The sequence below is a fragment of the Erythrobacter sp. HA7-11 genome (assembly GCF_055693605.1).
The window spans coordinates 2,422,525-2,438,350 of record NZ_JBVFUF010000002.1; the positions used below are offsets into that span (position 1 = coordinate 2,422,525).

The window sequence follows — 15,826 nt, forward strand, 5'->3', positions numbered from 1 at the left end:
GCCTGACATGGCTCAAAACTCCCTGAAACGCGCGGTTCTGGTCGAACACGCCCGCCGCGCCATAGAGGAAGGCTCGCAAAGCTTTTCCGCCGCGTCCAAGCTGTTCGATGAGGAGACCCGCGAGCGCGCGTGGTTGCTCTACGCCTGGTGTCGCCGCGCCGATGACATCGCCGATAATCAGGACATGGGCGGGCCCTTGGGTGATCAATCATCCGCCGAAGAGCGCCTCGCGCTGATCCGCAAACTCACCGCAAAGGCCTTTGCCGGCGAGCCGACGGGCGATCCGGCCTTCGATGCGCTCGGCGTGGTCGCGGAAGAATGCGGGCTGACCGAGCAAATGGCCGAAGACGTGATCGAAGGCTTTGCGCTTGACGCGGCTGATTGGCGCCCGCGTACCGAGGCCGATATGCTGCGCTATTGCTATCATGTGGCGGGCGCGGTGGGCGTGATGATGGCGGTCGTCATGGGTGTCTCGCCAGACGATCAGGAAACTCTCGACCGCGCCTGCGATCTGGGCCTCGCCTTCCAGCTATCCAACATAGCGCGCGATATCGTGGAGGATGACGCGGTGGGACGGTGTTACCTGCCCGAAATGTGGCTGGTCGAAGAGGATATCGAGCCCGGTCAGCACACCAAGCCGCATCACCGACAAGAGCTCGCGGATATGGCGGCAAAGCTGGTTGCGCTTGTCGAAAAGCACGAGGCTGCGGCGCGCGTGGGCGCAGCCAAGCTCCCCTTCCGCAGTCGCTGGGCGGTGCTCAGCGCTGCGCGTATCTACGGCGCGATCGGGCGGAAGGTGCGCAAACGCGGGACCGAAGCATGGAACAGCCGCACTCTTGTGCCGCGCTGGGAAAAAGCGCTCTACGGCGCGCGCGCATTCCTCTCCGCTGTGATCAACCGGGAGAAACATCCCGACGGGCCGATCACCTGGGGCATCAGCGACTTTCGTCCAAACGCTTGAAGCGATTGCCGCGCGCGACTAACCCGTCCGAATGATCTCAAAACTCCTCATCGCCAATCGCGGCGAGATCGCCTGCCGCATCATCCGCACCGCGCGCGAAATGGGCGTCGCCACTGTCGCGGTTTACTCGGACGCTGATGCGAAAGCGCTGCACGTTCGCCAAGCTGACGAGGCGGTGCATATCGGTCCCTCGCCCGCTGCCGAAAGCTATCTGGTGGGCGAAAAGATCATCGACGCAGCCAAGGAAACGGGCGCTGAGGCGATCCATCCGGGCTACGGATTTTTGTCCGAGAACGCGGACTTCGCTCAGGCCGTGATTGACGCGGGGCTGATCTGGGTCGGCCCCAAGCCGGAAAGCATCGAGGCGATGGGCCTCAAGGACGCCGCCAAAGAGCGGATGATCGCCGCAGGCGTGCCGGTGACGCCGGGCTATCTGGGTGAAGATCAGTCGGTCGAGCGGCTCACCAAAGAGGCCGACGCCATCGGCTATCCCGTGTTGATCAAGGCGGTCGCGGGCGGCGGCGGCAAGGGCATGCGCAAGGTCGACGCGCCGGAAAATTTCGCAGCGGATCTCGAAAGCTGCCGGCGCGAGGCCAAGGCGAGCTTTGGCAATGATGAGGTTCTGCTGGAGAGGTGGATCACCTCGCCCCGCCATATCGAGGTGCAGGTGTTCGGCGACAGCCACGGCAATGTTGTCCATCTGTTCGAGCGCGACTGCTCGCTGCAACGCCGCCACCAGAAGGTGATCGAGGAAGCCCCCGCCCCCGGCATGGACGAGGCAACACGGGCAGAAATCTGCGCCGCCGCCGTGCGCGCTGCGAAAGCGGTCGATTACGAGGGCGCAGGCACAATTGAGTTTATCGCCGATGCCAGCGAAGGCCTGCGCGCGGACCGCATCTTCTTCATGGAGATGAACACTCGGCTTCAGGTCGAACACCCCGTCACTGAGGAGATCACAGGGGTGGACCTGGTGGAATGGCAGCTGCGCGTCGCAAGCGGCGAGCCGATCCCGCTGAAACAGGAAGAACTGAGCATCAACGGCTGGGCTATCGAAGCGCGACTCTACGCGGAGGACCCGGCGAAGGGCTTTTACCGAGCCCTGGACGCGTCGACGCCATTCTATTCGACTACCGAGCGAGACTCGAAACGGCAGTCGAGGAAGGCGATACCGTTTCACCATTTTACGATCCAATGATCGCCAAGGTAATATGTCACGAGGGAGATCGCGACGCGGCAATCGATGCGTTACTGCGTTGGCTCGACAACAGCTTTATCTTACCGATCACTACGAACAAGGCATTTCTTTATGCCTGTGCAGATCTAGCTGAATTCAGAAGTGCCGAGCTAGATACTGGATTGATCGAACGCAACGACGTTCAGCTCACTTCAACCCCGCCCGCAACAGACCGGGTCTTAAACGCAGCGGGTTGGCGAATAAGAGAACATTTTCTCGATGGACATCAATGGGGTGACCGTGAATTTGAAAAAGGCTTGTTCGGGTTTCGGGTCAATGCTGACGCTGATCCGAAGCACGCTGTCTATGCTGAAGGCCGAGAACATTTAGCTTCTCTCCAATCGCCTCCTCAAGACATCGCAAGCGATCTCGAGGGCAATTCAGTTGTGGTGACCGAGAATGGATACACGCACGTATTTTCGCTGAATTCGCCTTACGGAACGGGTGCCCACTCCGCCGCAGACGGAGCGATCCTCGCGCCCATGCCGGGCAAGGTTATCGCGGTCGATGTGAGCGAGGGACAGAAAGTCAAAGCAGGCGACCGCCTCATGGTGCTCGAGGCGATGAAGATGGAACACGCGCTCACCGCGCCGTTTGACGGGACCGTCACCGGGCTTTCCGCCAGCGAAGGCGGGCAAGTGCAGGTCGAGGCGGTGCTGTGCGTGGTGGAGCCGAAAGAGTGACATCACTTTTCCGTCATTGCGAGGAGGCGAAGCCGACGCCGCAATCCAGAGTCGCATCGCGAGACACTCTGGATTGCTTCGCTGCGCTCGCAATGACGAGATAGATATGTCGTGGCAGGCTGAACTCGAAGAACTGCGCCAACGCGAAGCCCTCGCCGAACAGATGGGCGGCGAAGAAAAAGTCTCGCGGCAGCATGGCCGGGGCAAGATGGATGCCCGCGCACGGCTCGCGGCGCTGGTCGATGAAGGCTCGTTCCGCGAGATCGGCAAGATCGCGGGCAAGGGCACCTACAATGACGACGGCGATCTTGAGAGCGTCCTCCCCGCGCCGTTCCTGTTCGGTAAGGCGCTGGTAAACGGCCGCCCGGTGGTCGCGACTGCTGACGATTTCACCATCAGAGGCGGCGCGGCTGACGCAGGCATTGCGCGTAAGATGGTGCAGGCCGAAATGATGGCGCACGAGTTGAAGCTGCCCATCGTCCGCATGATTGACGGGACGGGCGGAGGCGGCTCGGTCAAAACGCTCGAGCAGATCGGCGCGACTTACATCCCCGCTGTGCCCGGCTGGAGCGATGTGGTCGAAAACCTCGATACGGTGCCGGTCGTCGCGCTTGCCCTCGGGCCGACCGCTGGCTTGGGAGCAGCGCGCACGGTCGCAAGCCATTACTCGATCATGGTGCGCGGGCTATCCCAACTCTTCGCCGCAGGCCCTGCCGTCGTCGATGGCCTCGGCGAAAGCTACAAAGGCGCCGCCGACCACCAACAGGCCAAGGAAGAGCTGGGCGGCGCGGACATTCACACGCGCAACGGTGTCGTCGATGACGAAGTGGCAAGCGAGGCGGAGGCCTTTGCCCGCGCCCGGCATTTCCTCTCCTTCATGCCCGAGCATGTCGGGCAACTCGCGCGCCGCTCCAACTGCAACGATCCAGTCCATCGCCGCGAAGAAGCCCTGCTCAGCCTTGTCCCGCGCGAGCCGCAACAAGTCTATTCGATGCGCCGCTGTCTGGACATGGTATTCGACCAGGGCACAGTGTTCGAGATCGGCAAGATGTGGGGCCGCGCAGCGATCACCGCTTTGGCGCGCCTTGACGGCTGGCCGGTCGCGGTGGTGGCGAGCGATCCCAGCTATCTCGGCGGATCGTGGGAAGCGAAGACCAGTGAGAAGGTCGAGCGCTTCGTCAAACTCGCCGACCAATTCCGCCTGCCAATCGTCCATCTGGTCGACAATCCTGGCTTTATGATCGGGCGCGAAGCGGAAATGGCGGGCACGATCCGCTACGGCGTGCAAGCGATGAACGCGATCTACAAAGCCAGCGTCCCGCTCGCCAGCATTGTCATGCGCCGGGCCTATGGGATTGCGGGCAGCGCGATGAGCAATGCCGACCGGTTCCAGTATCGCTATTGCTGGCCGAGCGGGGATTGGGGCTCGCTGCCGATCGCGGGCGGTTTAGAAGTCGCCTACAAATCCGAGCTTGAGGCCGCTGAAGACCCCGCCGCCTTGCTCGAAGAGATCAAAGCGCGACTGGACAAGGTGACCTCGCCTTTCCGCTCAGCCGAACGCTTCAATGTCGAGGACATCATCGACCCGCGCGACACGCGGCCCTTGCTGTGCGAATTTGCGGAATTGGCTTGGAGGCGTCTTAATTCCGAGACCTGGCCACCCGCACCCTCCACCCTTCCACCCGGATCGTAACCCGGTGTGATAATCCGGGTGGAAGGGTGGAGGGAGCGGGTGGTTCCGGCACGCGAAAAGGATCTGTTGCCCTTGCGGTTGCGGCGCAACCGATATCGCCCTCACCCATTCGTACCGCGTAAACAGCACACCCTTTTCGCTGAACAGCACAAAGCCCAGCCCGATAAGCCCGCAAGTCAGCATCGAGAGCGCCAGCGGCTGAGCCGTTCCATCGTACATATAGCCGATTGCCCCGCCCAGGATCGCACCCGTGCCCATGCGCAGCGCCGTGTGCGCGCTGCTCGCCGCGCCTGCAATCTGACCAAACGGCTGCATTGCAATCGAGGAGAAGTTCGACCCGATAAAGCCAAGCATCGCCATGTTGAGGCTCAGCAGGATGACAAATTCGGTCAGGCTTTGCGGCTGATCGCTCGCCGACCACCACAGCACCGCGCTGATCGCGATAAAGCACAGCAAGGCCGTGTGCCCTACGCGGCGCGCACCAAAGCGCTCAACAATGCGCGAATTGGTGAAATTGGCGACCACCATGCCGATCACGGCCCCGCCAAAGATGATTGCGAAATATTCGCCCATGCCGAACGCTTCGCCAATCAATTGCTGCGAGGAATTGAGGAAGCCGAACAGGCTGCCGAACACCAGCGCGCTGCCGATGACATAGCCGATGGAGCAGCGCACGCTTAGCGCTTGACCCATATTGCGCAAAATGGTTGGCGGATCGATATCCTGCACGTTTTCCGCTGCAAGGCTTTCCGGCAGGCGGATCCACACCCATACGCCGACAATCACACCCATCAGCGCCATAGCTATGAAAATTGCGCGCCAGCCGGCGAGCATCATGATCCCCTGGCCAATCGCCGGAGCGACAATCGGAACCAGCAAAAAGATCATCATGATCAGGCTCATCAACCGCGCCATCTTGTCGCCGCCTACGTGATCGCGAACAATGGCGGCGGGCACGACGGACAGGCCGGCGCAGCAGATACCCTGCACCACCCGCATTGCGACGAGCACTCCAAAATCATTGACCAAAGCGCAGCCGAGCGACAGCACGATATAAGCGATCAGGCCAACAGCGAGCACGGGCCGGCGGCCAAAGCGATCGGCAAAAGCGCCGGGAAAAAACGCTCCGATACCCGCGCCAAGGAAATAAGAGCTGATAACCAGCTGGCGGTCATTCCCGCCTGCTCCCATCTCGTCCGCCATCTGGCCCAAAGCTGGCAGCATGGCGTCAATGCCGAAGGCCTGTAGGCTCATCAATAGCGCCATGAGCACGATCATCTCGCGCTCACCCAATGCCCGCTCCGGTGCGCGTTCTGCCAAGGGTTCGGTGGTGGCCATGCCGCTCCCTTGGGCCTAGTGCGCAGGCTTGACCAGCGAATTTTGCGGCGGGCTAGGTTCCGCTGCGCGTGGATAGCGACTATCTAACGCAGGAATGTCAGAGGAAACATCCCAGTCAGATGGCGAGGAGGCACAGCAAGGTCTGCGCAAGATCATCCATGTCGATATGGATGCCTTTTTCGCCAGCGTGGAACAGCGCGACAATCCCGATTTGCAAGGAAAGCCGGTCGCAGTAGGCGGCTCTGGCGGGCGCGGTGTAGTCGCCGCAGCAAGCTATGAAGCGCGCAAATTCGGCGTGCGCAGCGCCATGCCATCGGTCACGGCCAAGCGGCTGTGTCCCGATCTGATTTTCGTGCGGCACCGCTTCGACGCTTATAAAGAAGCGAGCCGCACGATCCGAAAAATCTTCGAACATCACACGCCGCATGTCGAACCGTTGAGCCTTGATGAAGCCTTCCTCGATGTGACCGAGGACCGGCTCGGCATCGGCTCGGCCACACGCATCGCAGAGCTGATCCGGCAAGAGATCAAGGCCAAGACGCGGCTGACCGCGAGCGCGGGAATCTCTTACAACAAATTCCTCGCCAAGATCGCGAGCGACCAGAACAAGCCCGATGGCATGTGCGTGATCCGTCCGGGGCAAGGCGCGGACTTTGTCGCCAGCCTGCCGATCCGCCGCTTTCACGGGGTCGGGCCTAAAGCAGAAGAGAAGATGAAGCGGCTCGGGATCGCAACAGGCGCCGATCTGGCCGCGAAGGACATCGAGTTTCTGCGCGAGAATTTCGGCAGCTTTGCGGATTATCTCTACCGCGCCGCGCGCGGCATCGACCTACGCCCCGTCCGCGCTCATCGAGAGCGTAAATCGGTCGGCGGAGAGCGCACCTTCAGCGAGGATATCTCAAGCGGCGCGCAGCTGCGCGAGACGCTGGAGAACATCATCGACATCGTCTGGGGCCGGATCGAGAATGCGCAAAAGGACGGCAAGTTGCCGCGCGGACGCACGGTCACTCTGAAGATGAAGTACACCGATTTTCAGACGATGACGCGCTCTAAATCTGTGCCCAATTGGGTCGCAGACAAGGCAGAATTCGCAGAGATTGGCCGCGCGCTTCTTGAAGAGGCCTTGCCACTCCCCATGCCGATCCGGCTGATGGGACTGACCCTGTCTAATCTTGATCGTGGAAAGCCGAAAGAAGAGCGCAAAAGCGACGACTCGCAGCTTTCGTTGCTTTAGCTTTTTTCCCGCGAGCGCCAGTAATCGAGCCTTGAGCGGGTTTTCGCGATGAGCGGTTCGGGCAGCGAATGCGTGGGGAAAAAGCGCGCTTCCAGCACCTCGCGCTGATCGGGCGCAGGATGATCGTCGCAGGTCGCGGTGAAGAGATGCGCGGTGTGCGGCGCGCCGGACATAACTTCGTCGATTGCGCCAATTTTGGTCACCGCGGTAATTTCGAGACCGACTTCTTCGTACACTTCGCGGATCGCCGCCGCTCGTGGATCCTCCCCTACTGCTACCCCGCCGCCGGGCAGCGCCCAACCCTGCGGGCCATAGCTGTGCCTCAGCAATAGGAGATTTCCGCCCAGATCCGTGATGATGACTGAGCAGCCCGCAAGCGGGGTCTTGGTCAGCTTCCGCCAGCGATGGCGCACCTTATGTGCGATGGGCAGGATCGCGCGGTGCAACGGCGCGGGGACGAGGGAAATTAGCTTCACGGAAAGCAGGTTACCGCGTGCCCATCCGCCGCGCCAAGCAAACGGGCGACAGGCAGGTCGTGCTCATTTGCAAGCGCAGCTTCGAACACAGCGCGCTTTTCAGCCGAGCCGCCGAGCGTGAACACCAATTGCGAACAATCGAGCAGCGCGGGGATAGTCAGAGTGATCCGGTCAAACGGCGCCTCTGGCGGCAGCGGGTCTGGGGTCAGTCGGCGGATGAATTGCGGATCGTCGATCTGCGGATCGGTGTTCGGAAATAGCGAGGCGATGTGTCCGTCCGCGCCCATGCCGAGCCAGGCGAGCGAGAAACGTGGCGGCGCTTGCGCATCGGGCAAAGCGTTCACCTGCGCGCCGACAGGTTCAAAGATCGCGCGCAATTTGCCGGTGTTGGAGGCCGAGTGGTCCTCTGCGACAATCCGGTCATCATTAGGCCATATGATCACTCGCGACCAATCGAGCGGATGTTTGACCAACGCTTCGAAGATCGGAAACGGCGTAGACCCGCCCGGCACGGTGATGGCGATCGCCTCGCCGGTTTCGCTTAGCGCAGCGCCAAGACGCTCCGCAACCCAATCGGCGATGGCCTCAGACCCGGCGGCGTGCATGATTTGAGTTTTCATGTGTTCCGCATAGCAAAAGGGCCGCTCCCGGCTACCCGGAAACGGCCCGTCTGCATATGTATTCGCCTGAAACGCGCGGGTTTACTTCAGCAGCGATGTGAGGAACCACACGCGCTCTTCTGCCATATCGGTCCAGTCGTCGATCAAACCATCGGTTGCGTTGTCGCCTGCTTCTTCGGCCAATGGTTTCATCGCCTTCAATCGGTCGATCATTTTGGCATTGTCATCACGCAGCTCCGCGATCATGTCTTCCGCGCGAAGCGACGTACTGTCCTGATCCTTGATCTGCGTATGTTGAGCGACCGAGCCGACGGATGTCAGCGTGTCGCCGCCAAGTTTGCGGGCGCGCTCGCCAATCGCATCAATCTGGTCGCGGATTTCGATCGCCTGCTCGTCAAACAGCAGATGCAGATCGCGGAAACGCGGGCCGGTCACGTGCCAATGAAAGTTCTTCGTCTTGATATAAAGCGCGAAGTGATCAGCCAACAAAGCGTTGATTTCGGTGATCATCGCGGTCTTCGAATTGTCTTTTGGGTCAAGCATAAATGCCTCCTCGATAGTGTTACTGCCGCTTGGCATGTTCACCTAATCAATGGTCGAGGGCTGGCATGGTTTCGCGAAGTCTGCCAATCGTATTGATCGATAAAACCGATCAGAAGATCGCGAAACGAGCGTTCAAACCGATCAGAAGCGCGGCAACAATCAGACACGCGGCCAAGCTCAGTCGGATCACGCGCAGGGGCACTTTTGCGAGGGCATCGCCGCCTATCGACCAAGCCAGCGCAATCGCCGCGCCTCCCCCAATCGCTCCGCCAAGCGCGGCAACAGTCGGATAGCTCGCTTCGGCTGCGAGGGCGAAAACCACAAACCGTGCGCCATCACCCAATTGCCGCGCGAACAGGACAAGTCCGATTGCGCCCAGCGAGCGCGTCGGCTCTGCCAGTGGCTTGGACTTGATCGGCCAGATGAGTTCGAATGCTGCTGCGGCGAGCGCAAAAGCGACCAGCATATCGGCGGCGCGCTGGGGCAGCATGGCGGCAATGGCCGACCCCGCAAGCGCCATAGCGGCTGCGCTTAGTGCCGCGACAGTCAATCCCAGCGCCAGCAAAGAAAGGCGTGACCCGAGCAGAATCGGACAGGCGTGCAACGAGCAGTTGATCGCGCCCGCCCAGCGCGATCGCAAACACCAGCAGCATCGCGAGCAGAAAAGAATCCATGCTTTCGCCCTAGCAGGCAGGCGCAGTTTCGCCAGACCGTAGCGTCACAACAATTCGCCACCAAAACCGTCGCTGCGCTGCGCTTGACACGCACCCGCAGCGCGCCACATTCGATCTGTAATTACGAGGAAGCACCATGTCCGACCACATCATCGTCGAAACCGCCGACCGTCTTGTTACCGTGCGGATCAATCGTCCGGAAAAGAAGAACGCGATCACGCAGGACATGTATCAGGCGATGGCGGATGCGGTGAATGCCTATGGTGCGGACGAAGAAAACCGCGCGCTGATGTTCATCGGCACGGGCGACTATTTCACCTCGGGCAATGATCTTCAGGATTTTGCGATGGGCCCGCGGGGGGACGGCCTGCCGCCGGTCGTTCAGTTTCTTTACGCGATCAAGGATTGCCCCAAGCCGCTGATCGCAGCGGTCAATGGACCTGCCATCGGCGTCGGATTGACGCTGACGCTGCATTGCGACCTGGTCTATTCGGCGCAGTCGGCGACCTTCGCCGCGCCATTTGTGAAGCTGGGTCTTGTACCGGAAGCCGCGTCATCCATGCTGCTGCCAGCAATTATCGGTATGGCGGCGGCCAACGATGTATTCCTAACCGGACGCACGCTGACCTCGGAAGAGGCGCTGCGCATGGGGCTGACCTCGCGCGTGTTCGACGATGGGGTATTTGCTGAGGAGACTAAGGCCTTGGCGCAATTGGTGGCCAATGCGGCTCCGAATGCGATGCGCCAATCAAAGGCGCTGGTGCGGACTCAGAACGAGGCAATCACTCAGTGTATGAATGCCGAAGCGGAGATTTTTGCCGCACAATTGAAGTCGCTTGAATTCGGCGAAAGCGTCGCGGCGATGATGGCGAAACGGCCCGCTGTTTATCCGTAGTCGCGGTTGAATGTGCTTGGGACTGGCCCGGTTTCCAAGTGTGAGACCGGGCGGGTTTACGGTGGTTTGCGATCAGGCGAATAGGCCGGGGCTGGCTGGGACAATGGCGGTCGCGAACAGAACCGCTGACATGCTCAGCGACAGGACGGCTGCGAGGACGGTGGTGCGGTTTGAATTGGCAAACATGGGGGCTTTCCTTCGAGTTAGATTTGGCTTGCGCTTAGGCAAACAGCGTTGGACTGGCAGGGATAATTGCGGTGGCGAAAAGAACCGCTGAGATAGCCAGTGAGAAAACGGCTGCGATTGCGGTGTTGGTGGTTTCGGTAGCGAACATTTTAAGTCTCCTTGGTGCTTGTTTCGTATCTGGCGGGACGATCCCGCTGGATGCAAACAGCTTTGCAGGAGCCGTGCCAAACTTGAAAAACGGCAGAAAACTGCGGTTTCTGTGTAGTCACATTAACCGCAGATAAACGCTATTTGCGCATCATTGGGATATTTCGCCAAGAGTTGGGATTTGTGTTTTTGTAGCGCGCCCGCTCAAGTGGCAGCGCGCGCCTTTGGCTTCGTCTGGATCGTGAAATAGATAATCAGACCCACGCCAATCGCGCTCGGCCCGGCCCATATCAACGGGTTGAAAACCTGCTCAGGCACAATTCTGATCAGTCCAACCGAAAGAAACGCGGTGTAGGCCGAAATCCCCATCCCGATCAGCGCGCGGAAGTGCTCACCGACATAGGCGCTGCGCGCGTCGGGCGGGTCGGCTCGCCAGATGAAGCGCTGTTGCAGTCCCATCGCCACCAACCCGACAAACGCCACCAACACCATCAGCGGGTGCTCGACGCGAACGCCGAAATAGCCGCACCACAAAGCCGATATCACCACCGTCGCGATCACCACCTGGTATCGCGGAGCACGCAGGCTCTCGCGGCTCCTCGCATGCGTGACCGAGGCCAGCCCATAATCGGCAAAGCCAATCGTCAGCAGTCCGAGATAGAGCATCATCCAGCCAAACAATCCGGCGAACAGCTCGCGGTCAGTGATCGAAGGTATACGCTCTTCCGGGCCATAAAGCGACAACAAGGCCATCGCGATGGCGAGCGCACCTGCAGCCATAAAGCCATAGCACGCAGCCTTGCCCCATTTGCGATGCGCCTTGCCGCCTTTGCGCGCAGCGATCGGCACCCAGAAGGCGATGAGGCCTATCGCGCCGGCGATGACGTGCATCACAATCAAAGCTTCGAACAGGTGCATTGCGCGGCCATGGGTGCACAAAATTTCGTGCACACACAAGCGCGAGACAGATCATGTCGCAAATCGCGCAGCCACAATGCGCGCCCTTTCCTAGCCGCTCACAAGGCTTGCGCGCGCGCACATGCTCCTGCAATTGAACGCACATACAGAGGAGAGACGACCCCATGCGTCAGGTTGATCATTTTATTCTCGGCGATAGCCCCGCCCCCACCCGCAAGCATCAAATTTGGAACCCATCGACCGGTGAGATTCAGGCCGAAGTCGCTCTGGGCGATAAGGCGCTGCTCGACCGGGCGGTCGCGACCGCGAAGAAGGTCCAGCCCGAATGGGCGGCGACCAATCCGCAGAAGCGCGCGCGCGTGATGTTTAAGTTCAAAGAGCTGATCGAAGCCAACATGCAGAGCCTCGCAGAGCTGCTTTCGAGCGAGCACGGCAAGGTGATCGACGATGCCAAGGGCGATGTGCAGCGCGGCCTTGAAGTGATCGAATATGCTTGCGGCATTCCGCAGGTTTTGAAGGGCGAATACACGCAAGGCGCTGGCCCCGGCATTGACGTTTATTCGATGCGTCAGCCGCTTGGCATCGGCGCGGGTATCACTCCGTTCAATTTCCCTGCGATGATCCCAATGTGGATGTTCGGCATGGCGTGTGCAGCGGGCAACGCCTTTATCTTGAAGCCCTCCGAGCGCGATCCGTCGGTGCCAGTGCGGCTGGCCGAATTGTTCGTCGAAGCAGGCGCTCCTGAAGGCCTGCTGCAGGTCGTCCACGGTGACAAGGAAATGGTCGATGCGATCATCGAGCACGCCGACATCCCGGCTATCAGCTTTGTCGGCTCCTCCGATATCGCTCACTACATCTATCATCGCGGCGCTGAGTTCGGAAAGCGCGTGCAGGCTTTTGGCGGCGCGAAGAACCACGGCATTGTGATGCCCGATGCCGATCTCGATCAGGTGGTGAACGATCTGGCCGGCGCGGCTTTCGGCTCGGCGGGTGAGCGCTGCATGGCTCTGCCGGTGGTCGTCCCGGTGGGTGATGACACGGCGAACCGCCTACGTGAAAAGCTGATCCCGGCGATCAATGCTCTGCGCATTGGCGTCTCCACCGATCCGGACGCGCATTACGGCCCGGTCGTTACGCCCGAGCACAAGGCCCGGATCGAGCAATGGATTACAACAGCAGAGGAAGAAGGCGGCGAAATCGTCGTCGATGGTCGCGGCTTTTCTTTGCAGGGACATGAGGATGGCTTCTTCGTCGGACCAACCCTGATCGACCGTGTGACGCCGCAAATGGCTAGCTATCAGGAAGAAATCTTCGGACCCGTGCTGCAAATCGTGCGCGCAAAGGATTTCGAAGACGCCGTGCGCCTGCCAAGCGAACACCAATACGGAAATGGTGTCGCGATCTTCACCCGCAACGGCCACGCCGCGCGCGAGTTTGCCAGCCGCGTGCAAGTCGGTATGGTCGGCGTGAACGTGCCGATCCCGGTTCCGGTCAGTTATCACAGCTTTGGCGGATGGAAGCGTTCGGGCTTCGGCGATATCGACCAATATGGCACGGAAGGTCTCGCCTTCTGGACCAAGAAGAAGAAGATCACCCAGCGCTGGCCCGATGGTGGTGGCGATGGATCGAATGCCTTTGTAATTCCTACGATGGGGTGAGGCGATGCGAGCGACATTTGCATTGATCGGAGCGCTGACGCTGACGGCATGTTCGCAGAGTGACATAGCCACCGATGAGGCCGTCGCGGCTGGCGAACAGGCGGGCACGCCCGCTGCTCAAGCCGGGCCGCAAGAGGTGGCTGAAACAAGGGCCGACGCACAACCTGTCGCTGATGCTCAGGCCGCTGCGAAAATTCCGGATCAGTTCCTCGGCGTGTGGGACTATATCGGCGGCAGCTGCGCTCCGGAATCCGATATGCGGCTCGAAATCACCCAAACCCAGCTCGTCTTCTACGAGTCCGTCGGCGACATCCGCTCCTTCCAGACAGAGAGCGACACATTGCGCGTCGACCTCGCCATGTCGGGTGAAGGCGAAACATGGCGCGCCCTGCGGCAGCTCACGATCAAGGACGACGGCACGCTGCACGTGGTTGACGGCGCGACGCCCGATGCAGTGGACGAATATCCGCGCAAGAAGTGCAAGGGATGACTCGCGCTCGCACCACGTCGGGCTCACCATTCGAAAAGCAGTTCGGGTTTTGCCGCGCGGTGCGGGAGGGCAATCGCATTGTTGTCGCGGGCACTGGCCCGATTGAGGATGATGGTGAGACGACGCCGGGCGGTGCGGTCGAGCAGGCGGAACGTTGCCTGTCGCTGATCGTCAAAGCTATCGAAGAATTAGGCGGCAGCGCGGCGGACGTGGTGCGCACCCGAATGCTTCTCACAGATCCAGCTGATCAAGCAGCCGTGGGTGAAGTGCACGCGCGCTTCTTTGGTGACAATCCGCCAGCCGCGACCATGGCGGGCGTCGCGTGGCTATGCCGCGAAGAATGGAAGGTTGAGATGGAAGCCGAAGCGGTCGTCTCCGACCCTTGAAGCGCTTGTTAAGCGACAGCGCGGATATGCCGCTGCAGCGCGAAATCCATCGCCGCGATAAGCTGATCAACATGCGTCATCGCGTCCAACTCTTTAGGGCCGAGCAACAAGCGCGGTTCGCCGCCATTCTCGCGGATCAGAATCGCAGGAAGGTCAAAGCCGTGATGCGGATAGTCGGCCGCCAGATCGTCGCGGTGGTGAAACACTTTCTCCATCGGCAGGCTGTCCAGATAGCTGCGCCACACTTTGCGCATCGACACCGCGCCATAGGTTATCGCGCAGAGCGAACACGGATAAGTCGCGGGAAAGACAGACTTATGCACGGCGTGGACCAGCGCGTTCAGAATCCCGCCATCGGCGTTGTAAACGATCAAAAGCTTGGCGTTTTCTGTTTGCATAGCAATAGTTACGCAAGTCCCGCCGGTTCGGTTACAAATATTGCACGCGAGGCTCAAAATTCGCATCGCCGCATGCTTTTCTAGCGGCTCCAAGCGGGGTACAACGCGAGCCATGACAGGACAATTTCAACTCACAGAAGATCAGCTTGCGATCCAGGAAATGGCGCAGCGTTTCACCGCAGATAACATCACGCCGCATGCGGGCGAATGGGATGAGCAGCATCACTTCCCCAAGGACGTAATCAAACAAACCGCCGAGCTTGGCTTTGGCGCGATCTACGTCTCGGAAGAAAGCGGCGGGATCGGCCTTGGACGGTTAGAGGCCGCGCTGATCATGGAGGCGATGGCCTATGGCTGCCCCACCACCAGCGCGTTTATCTCGATCCACAACATGGCCGCGTGGATGATCGACGAGTTCGGCGGGCAAGAGCTGAAGGATCGCTACCTTCCCGATCTCATCTCGATGGACAAAATCGCGAGTTATTGCCTGACTGAACCGGGCAGCGGATCGGACGCAGCGGGCCTTAAAACCAATGCCGTGCTGGACGGCGATCATTACGTCCTGAACGGCACAAAGCAGTTCATCTCCGGCGGCGGCGTCAACGACATCTACGTAACGATGGTTCGCACCAGCGAGCACAAGACCAAGGGCATCACCTGCCTTGTGATCGACAAGGACACGCCGGGCGTCAGCTTTGGCGCGCCCGAGAAAAAGCTCGGCTGGAACGCCTCCCCGACCGCGCAGGTCATCTTTGAGGATGCCCGCATCCCGGTTGGCAACCGCGTCGGCGATGAAGGCGAAGGCTTCCGCTTTGCAATGATGGGTCTGGATGGCGGACGCCTTAATATCGGCGCGTGTTCGCTTGGCGGGGCACAGCGCTGCTTGGACGAAGCGGTGGCCTATACCAAGGATCGCAAGCAATTCGGCACGCCGATTGCCGACTTCCAGAACACGCAATTCATGCTCGCCGACATGGCGACCGATCTGGAGAGCGCGCGCGCGCTGCTCTATCTCGCCGCCGCCAAAGTCACCGACAACGCGCCTGATAAATCACGCTTTTCCGCAATGGCAAAGCGGCTCGCGACTGATAATGGCAGCAAGGTCGTCAATGATGCTCTACAATTGTTCGGCGGCTACGGTTATCTGAAGGATTACCCGATTGAGCGGTTCTGGCGCGATTTGCGCGTGCATTCGATCCTCGAAGGGACCAATCAGGTGATGCGCATGATCGTTGGACGGGATTTGTTGCGGCAGTGAGGGCACTTCACGTCATTTTTGCATATATATTTTC

Annotated in this window: 16 protein-coding genes and 2 pseudogenes; 9 read left to right on the forward strand and 9 right to left on the reverse strand. The window is 60.3% G+C overall.

Annotation, left to right across the window (positions count from 1 at the left end; genetic code table 11):
- The first annotated feature begins 7 nt into the window (after window positions 1–7).
- From ACZ1GU_RS12375 to ACZ1GU_RS12385, 3 genes and pseudogenes are all read left to right on the forward strand, one after another.
- Window positions 8–961, forward strand: a complete 954-nt coding sequence (locus tag ACZ1GU_RS12375) for a phytoene/squalene synthase family protein (protein WP_472648283.1) — start codon at window positions 8–10, stop codon at window positions 959–961.
- A gap of 31 nt (window positions 962–992) precedes the next feature.
- Window positions 993–2,878 (forward strand): annotated as a pseudogene (locus ACZ1GU_RS12380) (acetyl/propionyl/methylcrotonyl-CoA carboxylase subunit alpha).
- 106 nt (window positions 2,879–2,984) lie between these two features.
- The gene (locus tag ACZ1GU_RS12385) at window positions 2,985–4,571 is read left to right on the forward strand and encodes an acyl-CoA carboxylase subunit beta (protein WP_472648284.1); all 1,587 of its coding nucleotides are present in this window, start codon (window positions 2,985–2,987) and stop codon (window positions 4,569–4,571) included.
- Between the two features lie 168 nt (window positions 4,572–4,739).
- Here ACZ1GU_RS12385 and ACZ1GU_RS12390 read toward each other — a convergent pair.
- Window positions 4,740–5,909, reverse strand: a pseudogene (locus tag ACZ1GU_RS12390) (multidrug effflux MFS transporter); the annotation flags it as partial.
- Between the two features lie 94 nt (window positions 5,910–6,003).
- Here ACZ1GU_RS12390 and dinB point away from each other — a divergent pair.
- Window positions 6,004–7,143: a DNA polymerase IV gene (gene dinB, locus ACZ1GU_RS12395; protein ID WP_472648285.1), complete on the forward strand. Its 1,140-nt coding sequence runs from the start codon at window positions 6,004–6,006 to the stop codon at window positions 7,141–7,143.
- On the opposite strand, the gene ACZ1GU_RS12400 is transcribed toward dinB, so the two are convergent.
- The 4 genes from ACZ1GU_RS12400 to ACZ1GU_RS12415 all read right to left on the reverse strand — a co-directional run bounded on the left by ACZ1GU_RS12400 (window position 7,140) and on the right by ACZ1GU_RS12415 (window position 9,302).
- Window positions 7,140–7,619 (reverse strand): NUDIX hydrolase, encoded by a 480-nt coding sequence (locus ACZ1GU_RS12400; protein ID WP_472648286.1) that lies wholly within the window; start codon window positions 7,617–7,619, stop codon window positions 7,140–7,142. The genes dinB and ACZ1GU_RS12400 overlap by 4 nt on opposite strands.
- Window positions 7,616–8,239, reverse strand: coding sequence for a 6-phosphogluconolactonase (locus tag ACZ1GU_RS12405; RefSeq protein WP_472648287.1), 624 nt, complete (start codon window positions 8,237–8,239; stop codon window positions 7,616–7,618). Before ACZ1GU_RS12405 ends, ACZ1GU_RS12400 begins: the two co-directional genes overlap by 4 nt.
- Window positions 8,240–8,320: 81 nt before the next feature.
- Window positions 8,321–8,782 (reverse strand): Dps family protein, encoded by a 462-nt coding sequence (locus tag ACZ1GU_RS12410; protein WP_472648288.1) that lies wholly within the window; start codon window positions 8,780–8,782, stop codon window positions 8,321–8,323.
- Window positions 8,783–8,891: 109 nt separating this feature from the next.
- Window positions 8,892–9,302 carry a hypothetical protein gene (locus tag ACZ1GU_RS12415; protein WP_472648289.1) on the reverse strand — a complete coding sequence of 137 codons (411 nt, stop codon included), beginning with the start codon at window positions 9,300–9,302 and terminating at the stop codon, window positions 8,892–8,894.
- A gap of 290 nt (window positions 9,303–9,592) precedes the next feature.
- Here ACZ1GU_RS12415 and ACZ1GU_RS12420 point away from each other — a divergent pair, with 290 nt between their 5' ends.
- Complete coding sequence (locus ACZ1GU_RS12420) at window positions 9,593–10,351, forward strand: enoyl-CoA hydratase-related protein (protein WP_472648290.1); 759 nt, start codon at window positions 9,593–9,595, stop codon at window positions 10,349–10,351.
- A gap of 72 nt (window positions 10,352–10,423) precedes the next feature.
- On the opposite strand, the gene ACZ1GU_RS12425 is transcribed toward ACZ1GU_RS12420, so the two are convergent.
- From ACZ1GU_RS12425 to ACZ1GU_RS12435, 3 genes are all read right to left on the reverse strand, one after another.
- Window positions 10,424–10,537, reverse strand: a complete 114-nt coding sequence (locus tag ACZ1GU_RS12425) for an enoyl-CoA hydratase (protein ID WP_472648291.1) — start codon at window positions 10,535–10,537, stop codon at window positions 10,424–10,426.
- A 34-nt stretch (window positions 10,538–10,571) separates the two neighbouring features.
- Window positions 10,572–10,685, reverse strand: coding sequence for an enoyl-CoA hydratase (locus ACZ1GU_RS12430; protein ID WP_472648292.1), 114 nt, complete (start codon window positions 10,683–10,685; stop codon window positions 10,572–10,574).
- 203 nt (window positions 10,686–10,888) lie between these two features.
- On the reverse strand, window positions 10,889–11,602 hold the full coding sequence (locus ACZ1GU_RS12435; RefSeq protein ID WP_472648293.1) for a hypothetical protein: 714 nt from the start codon (window positions 11,600–11,602) through the stop codon (window positions 10,889–10,891).
- 164 nt (window positions 11,603–11,766) lie between these two features.
- On the opposite strand from ACZ1GU_RS12435, the gene ACZ1GU_RS12440 reads away from it, so the two are divergent.
- The 3 genes from ACZ1GU_RS12440 to ACZ1GU_RS12450 are packed head-to-tail and all read left to right on the forward strand — an operon-like array spanning window position 11,767 to window position 14,136.
- Window positions 11,767–13,260 carry a CoA-acylating methylmalonate-semialdehyde dehydrogenase gene (locus tag ACZ1GU_RS12440; RefSeq protein WP_472648294.1) on the forward strand — a complete coding sequence of 498 codons (1,494 nt, stop codon included), beginning with the start codon at window positions 11,767–11,769 and terminating at the stop codon, window positions 13,258–13,260.
- A gap of 4 nt (window positions 13,261–13,264) precedes the next feature.
- Complete coding sequence (locus tag ACZ1GU_RS12445) at window positions 13,265–13,750, forward strand: hypothetical protein (RefSeq protein WP_472648295.1); 486 nt, start codon at window positions 13,265–13,267, stop codon at window positions 13,748–13,750.
- Window positions 13,747–14,136, forward strand: a complete 390-nt coding sequence (locus ACZ1GU_RS12450) for a RidA family protein (protein ID WP_472648296.1) — start codon at window positions 13,747–13,749, stop codon at window positions 14,134–14,136. Before ACZ1GU_RS12445 ends, ACZ1GU_RS12450 begins: the two co-directional genes overlap by 4 nt.
- Window positions 14,137–14,144: 8 nt before the next feature.
- On the opposite strand, the gene ACZ1GU_RS12455 is transcribed toward ACZ1GU_RS12450, so the two are convergent.
- Window positions 14,145–14,534 carry a hypothetical protein gene (locus ACZ1GU_RS12455; protein ID WP_472648297.1) on the reverse strand — a complete coding sequence of 130 codons (390 nt, stop codon included), beginning with the start codon at window positions 14,532–14,534 and terminating at the stop codon, window positions 14,145–14,147.
- A gap of 112 nt (window positions 14,535–14,646) precedes the next feature.
- Here ACZ1GU_RS12455 and ACZ1GU_RS12460 point away from each other — a divergent pair, with 112 nt between their 5' ends.
- Window positions 14,647–15,792: an acyl-CoA dehydrogenase family protein gene (locus tag ACZ1GU_RS12460; RefSeq protein ID WP_472648298.1), complete on the forward strand. Its 1,146-nt coding sequence runs from the start codon at window positions 14,647–14,649 to the stop codon at window positions 15,790–15,792.
- Window positions 15,793–15,826 lie beyond the last annotated feature (34 nt).

Coding starts and splice junctions, on each gene's coding strand:
- ACZ1GU_RS12375 (WP_472648283.1), top strand. CDS start 8: ATGGCTCAAAACTCCCTGAAACGCGCGGTTCTGGTCGAACACGCCCGC.
- ACZ1GU_RS12385 (WP_472648284.1), top strand. CDS start 2,985: ATGTCGTGGCAGGCTGAACTCGAAGAACTGCGCCAACGCGAAGCCCTC.
- dinB (WP_472648285.1), top strand. CDS start 6,004: ATGTCAGAGGAAACATCCCAGTCAGATGGCGAGGAGGCACAGCAAGGT.
- ACZ1GU_RS12405 (WP_472648287.1), bottom strand. CDS start 8,239: ATGAAAACTCAAATCATGCACGCCGCCGGGTCTGAGGCCATCGCCGAT.
- ACZ1GU_RS12410 (WP_472648288.1), bottom strand. CDS start 8,782: ATGCTTGACCCAAAAGACAATTCGAAGACCGCGATGATCACCGAAATC.
- ACZ1GU_RS12415 (WP_472648289.1), bottom strand. CDS start 9,302: ATGGCGCTTGCGGGGTCGGCCATTGCCGCCATGCTGCCCCAGCGCGCC.
- ACZ1GU_RS12420 (WP_472648290.1), top strand. CDS start 9,593: ATGTCCGACCACATCATCGTCGAAACCGCCGACCGTCTTGTTACCGTG.
- ACZ1GU_RS12425 (WP_472648291.1), bottom strand. CDS start 10,537: ATGTTTGCCAATTCAAACCGCACCACCGTCCTCGCAGCCGTCCTGTCG.
- ACZ1GU_RS12430 (WP_472648292.1), bottom strand. CDS start 10,685: ATGTTCGCTACCGAAACCACCAACACCGCAATCGCAGCCGTTTTCTCA.
- ACZ1GU_RS12435 (WP_472648293.1), bottom strand. CDS start 11,602: ATGCACCTGTTCGAAGCTTTGATTGTGATGCACGTCATCGCCGGCGCG.
- ACZ1GU_RS12440 (WP_472648294.1), top strand. CDS start 11,767: ATGCGTCAGGTTGATCATTTTATTCTCGGCGATAGCCCCGCCCCCACC.
- ACZ1GU_RS12445 (WP_472648295.1), top strand. CDS start 13,265: ATGCGAGCGACATTTGCATTGATCGGAGCGCTGACGCTGACGGCATGT.
- ACZ1GU_RS12450 (WP_472648296.1), top strand. CDS start 13,747: ATGACTCGCGCTCGCACCACGTCGGGCTCACCATTCGAAAAGCAGTTC.
- ACZ1GU_RS12455 (WP_472648297.1), bottom strand. CDS start 14,534: ATGCAAACAGAAAACGCCAAGCTTTTGATCGTTTACAACGCCGATGGC.
- ACZ1GU_RS12460 (WP_472648298.1), top strand. CDS start 14,647: ATGACAGGACAATTTCAACTCACAGAAGATCAGCTTGCGATCCAGGAA.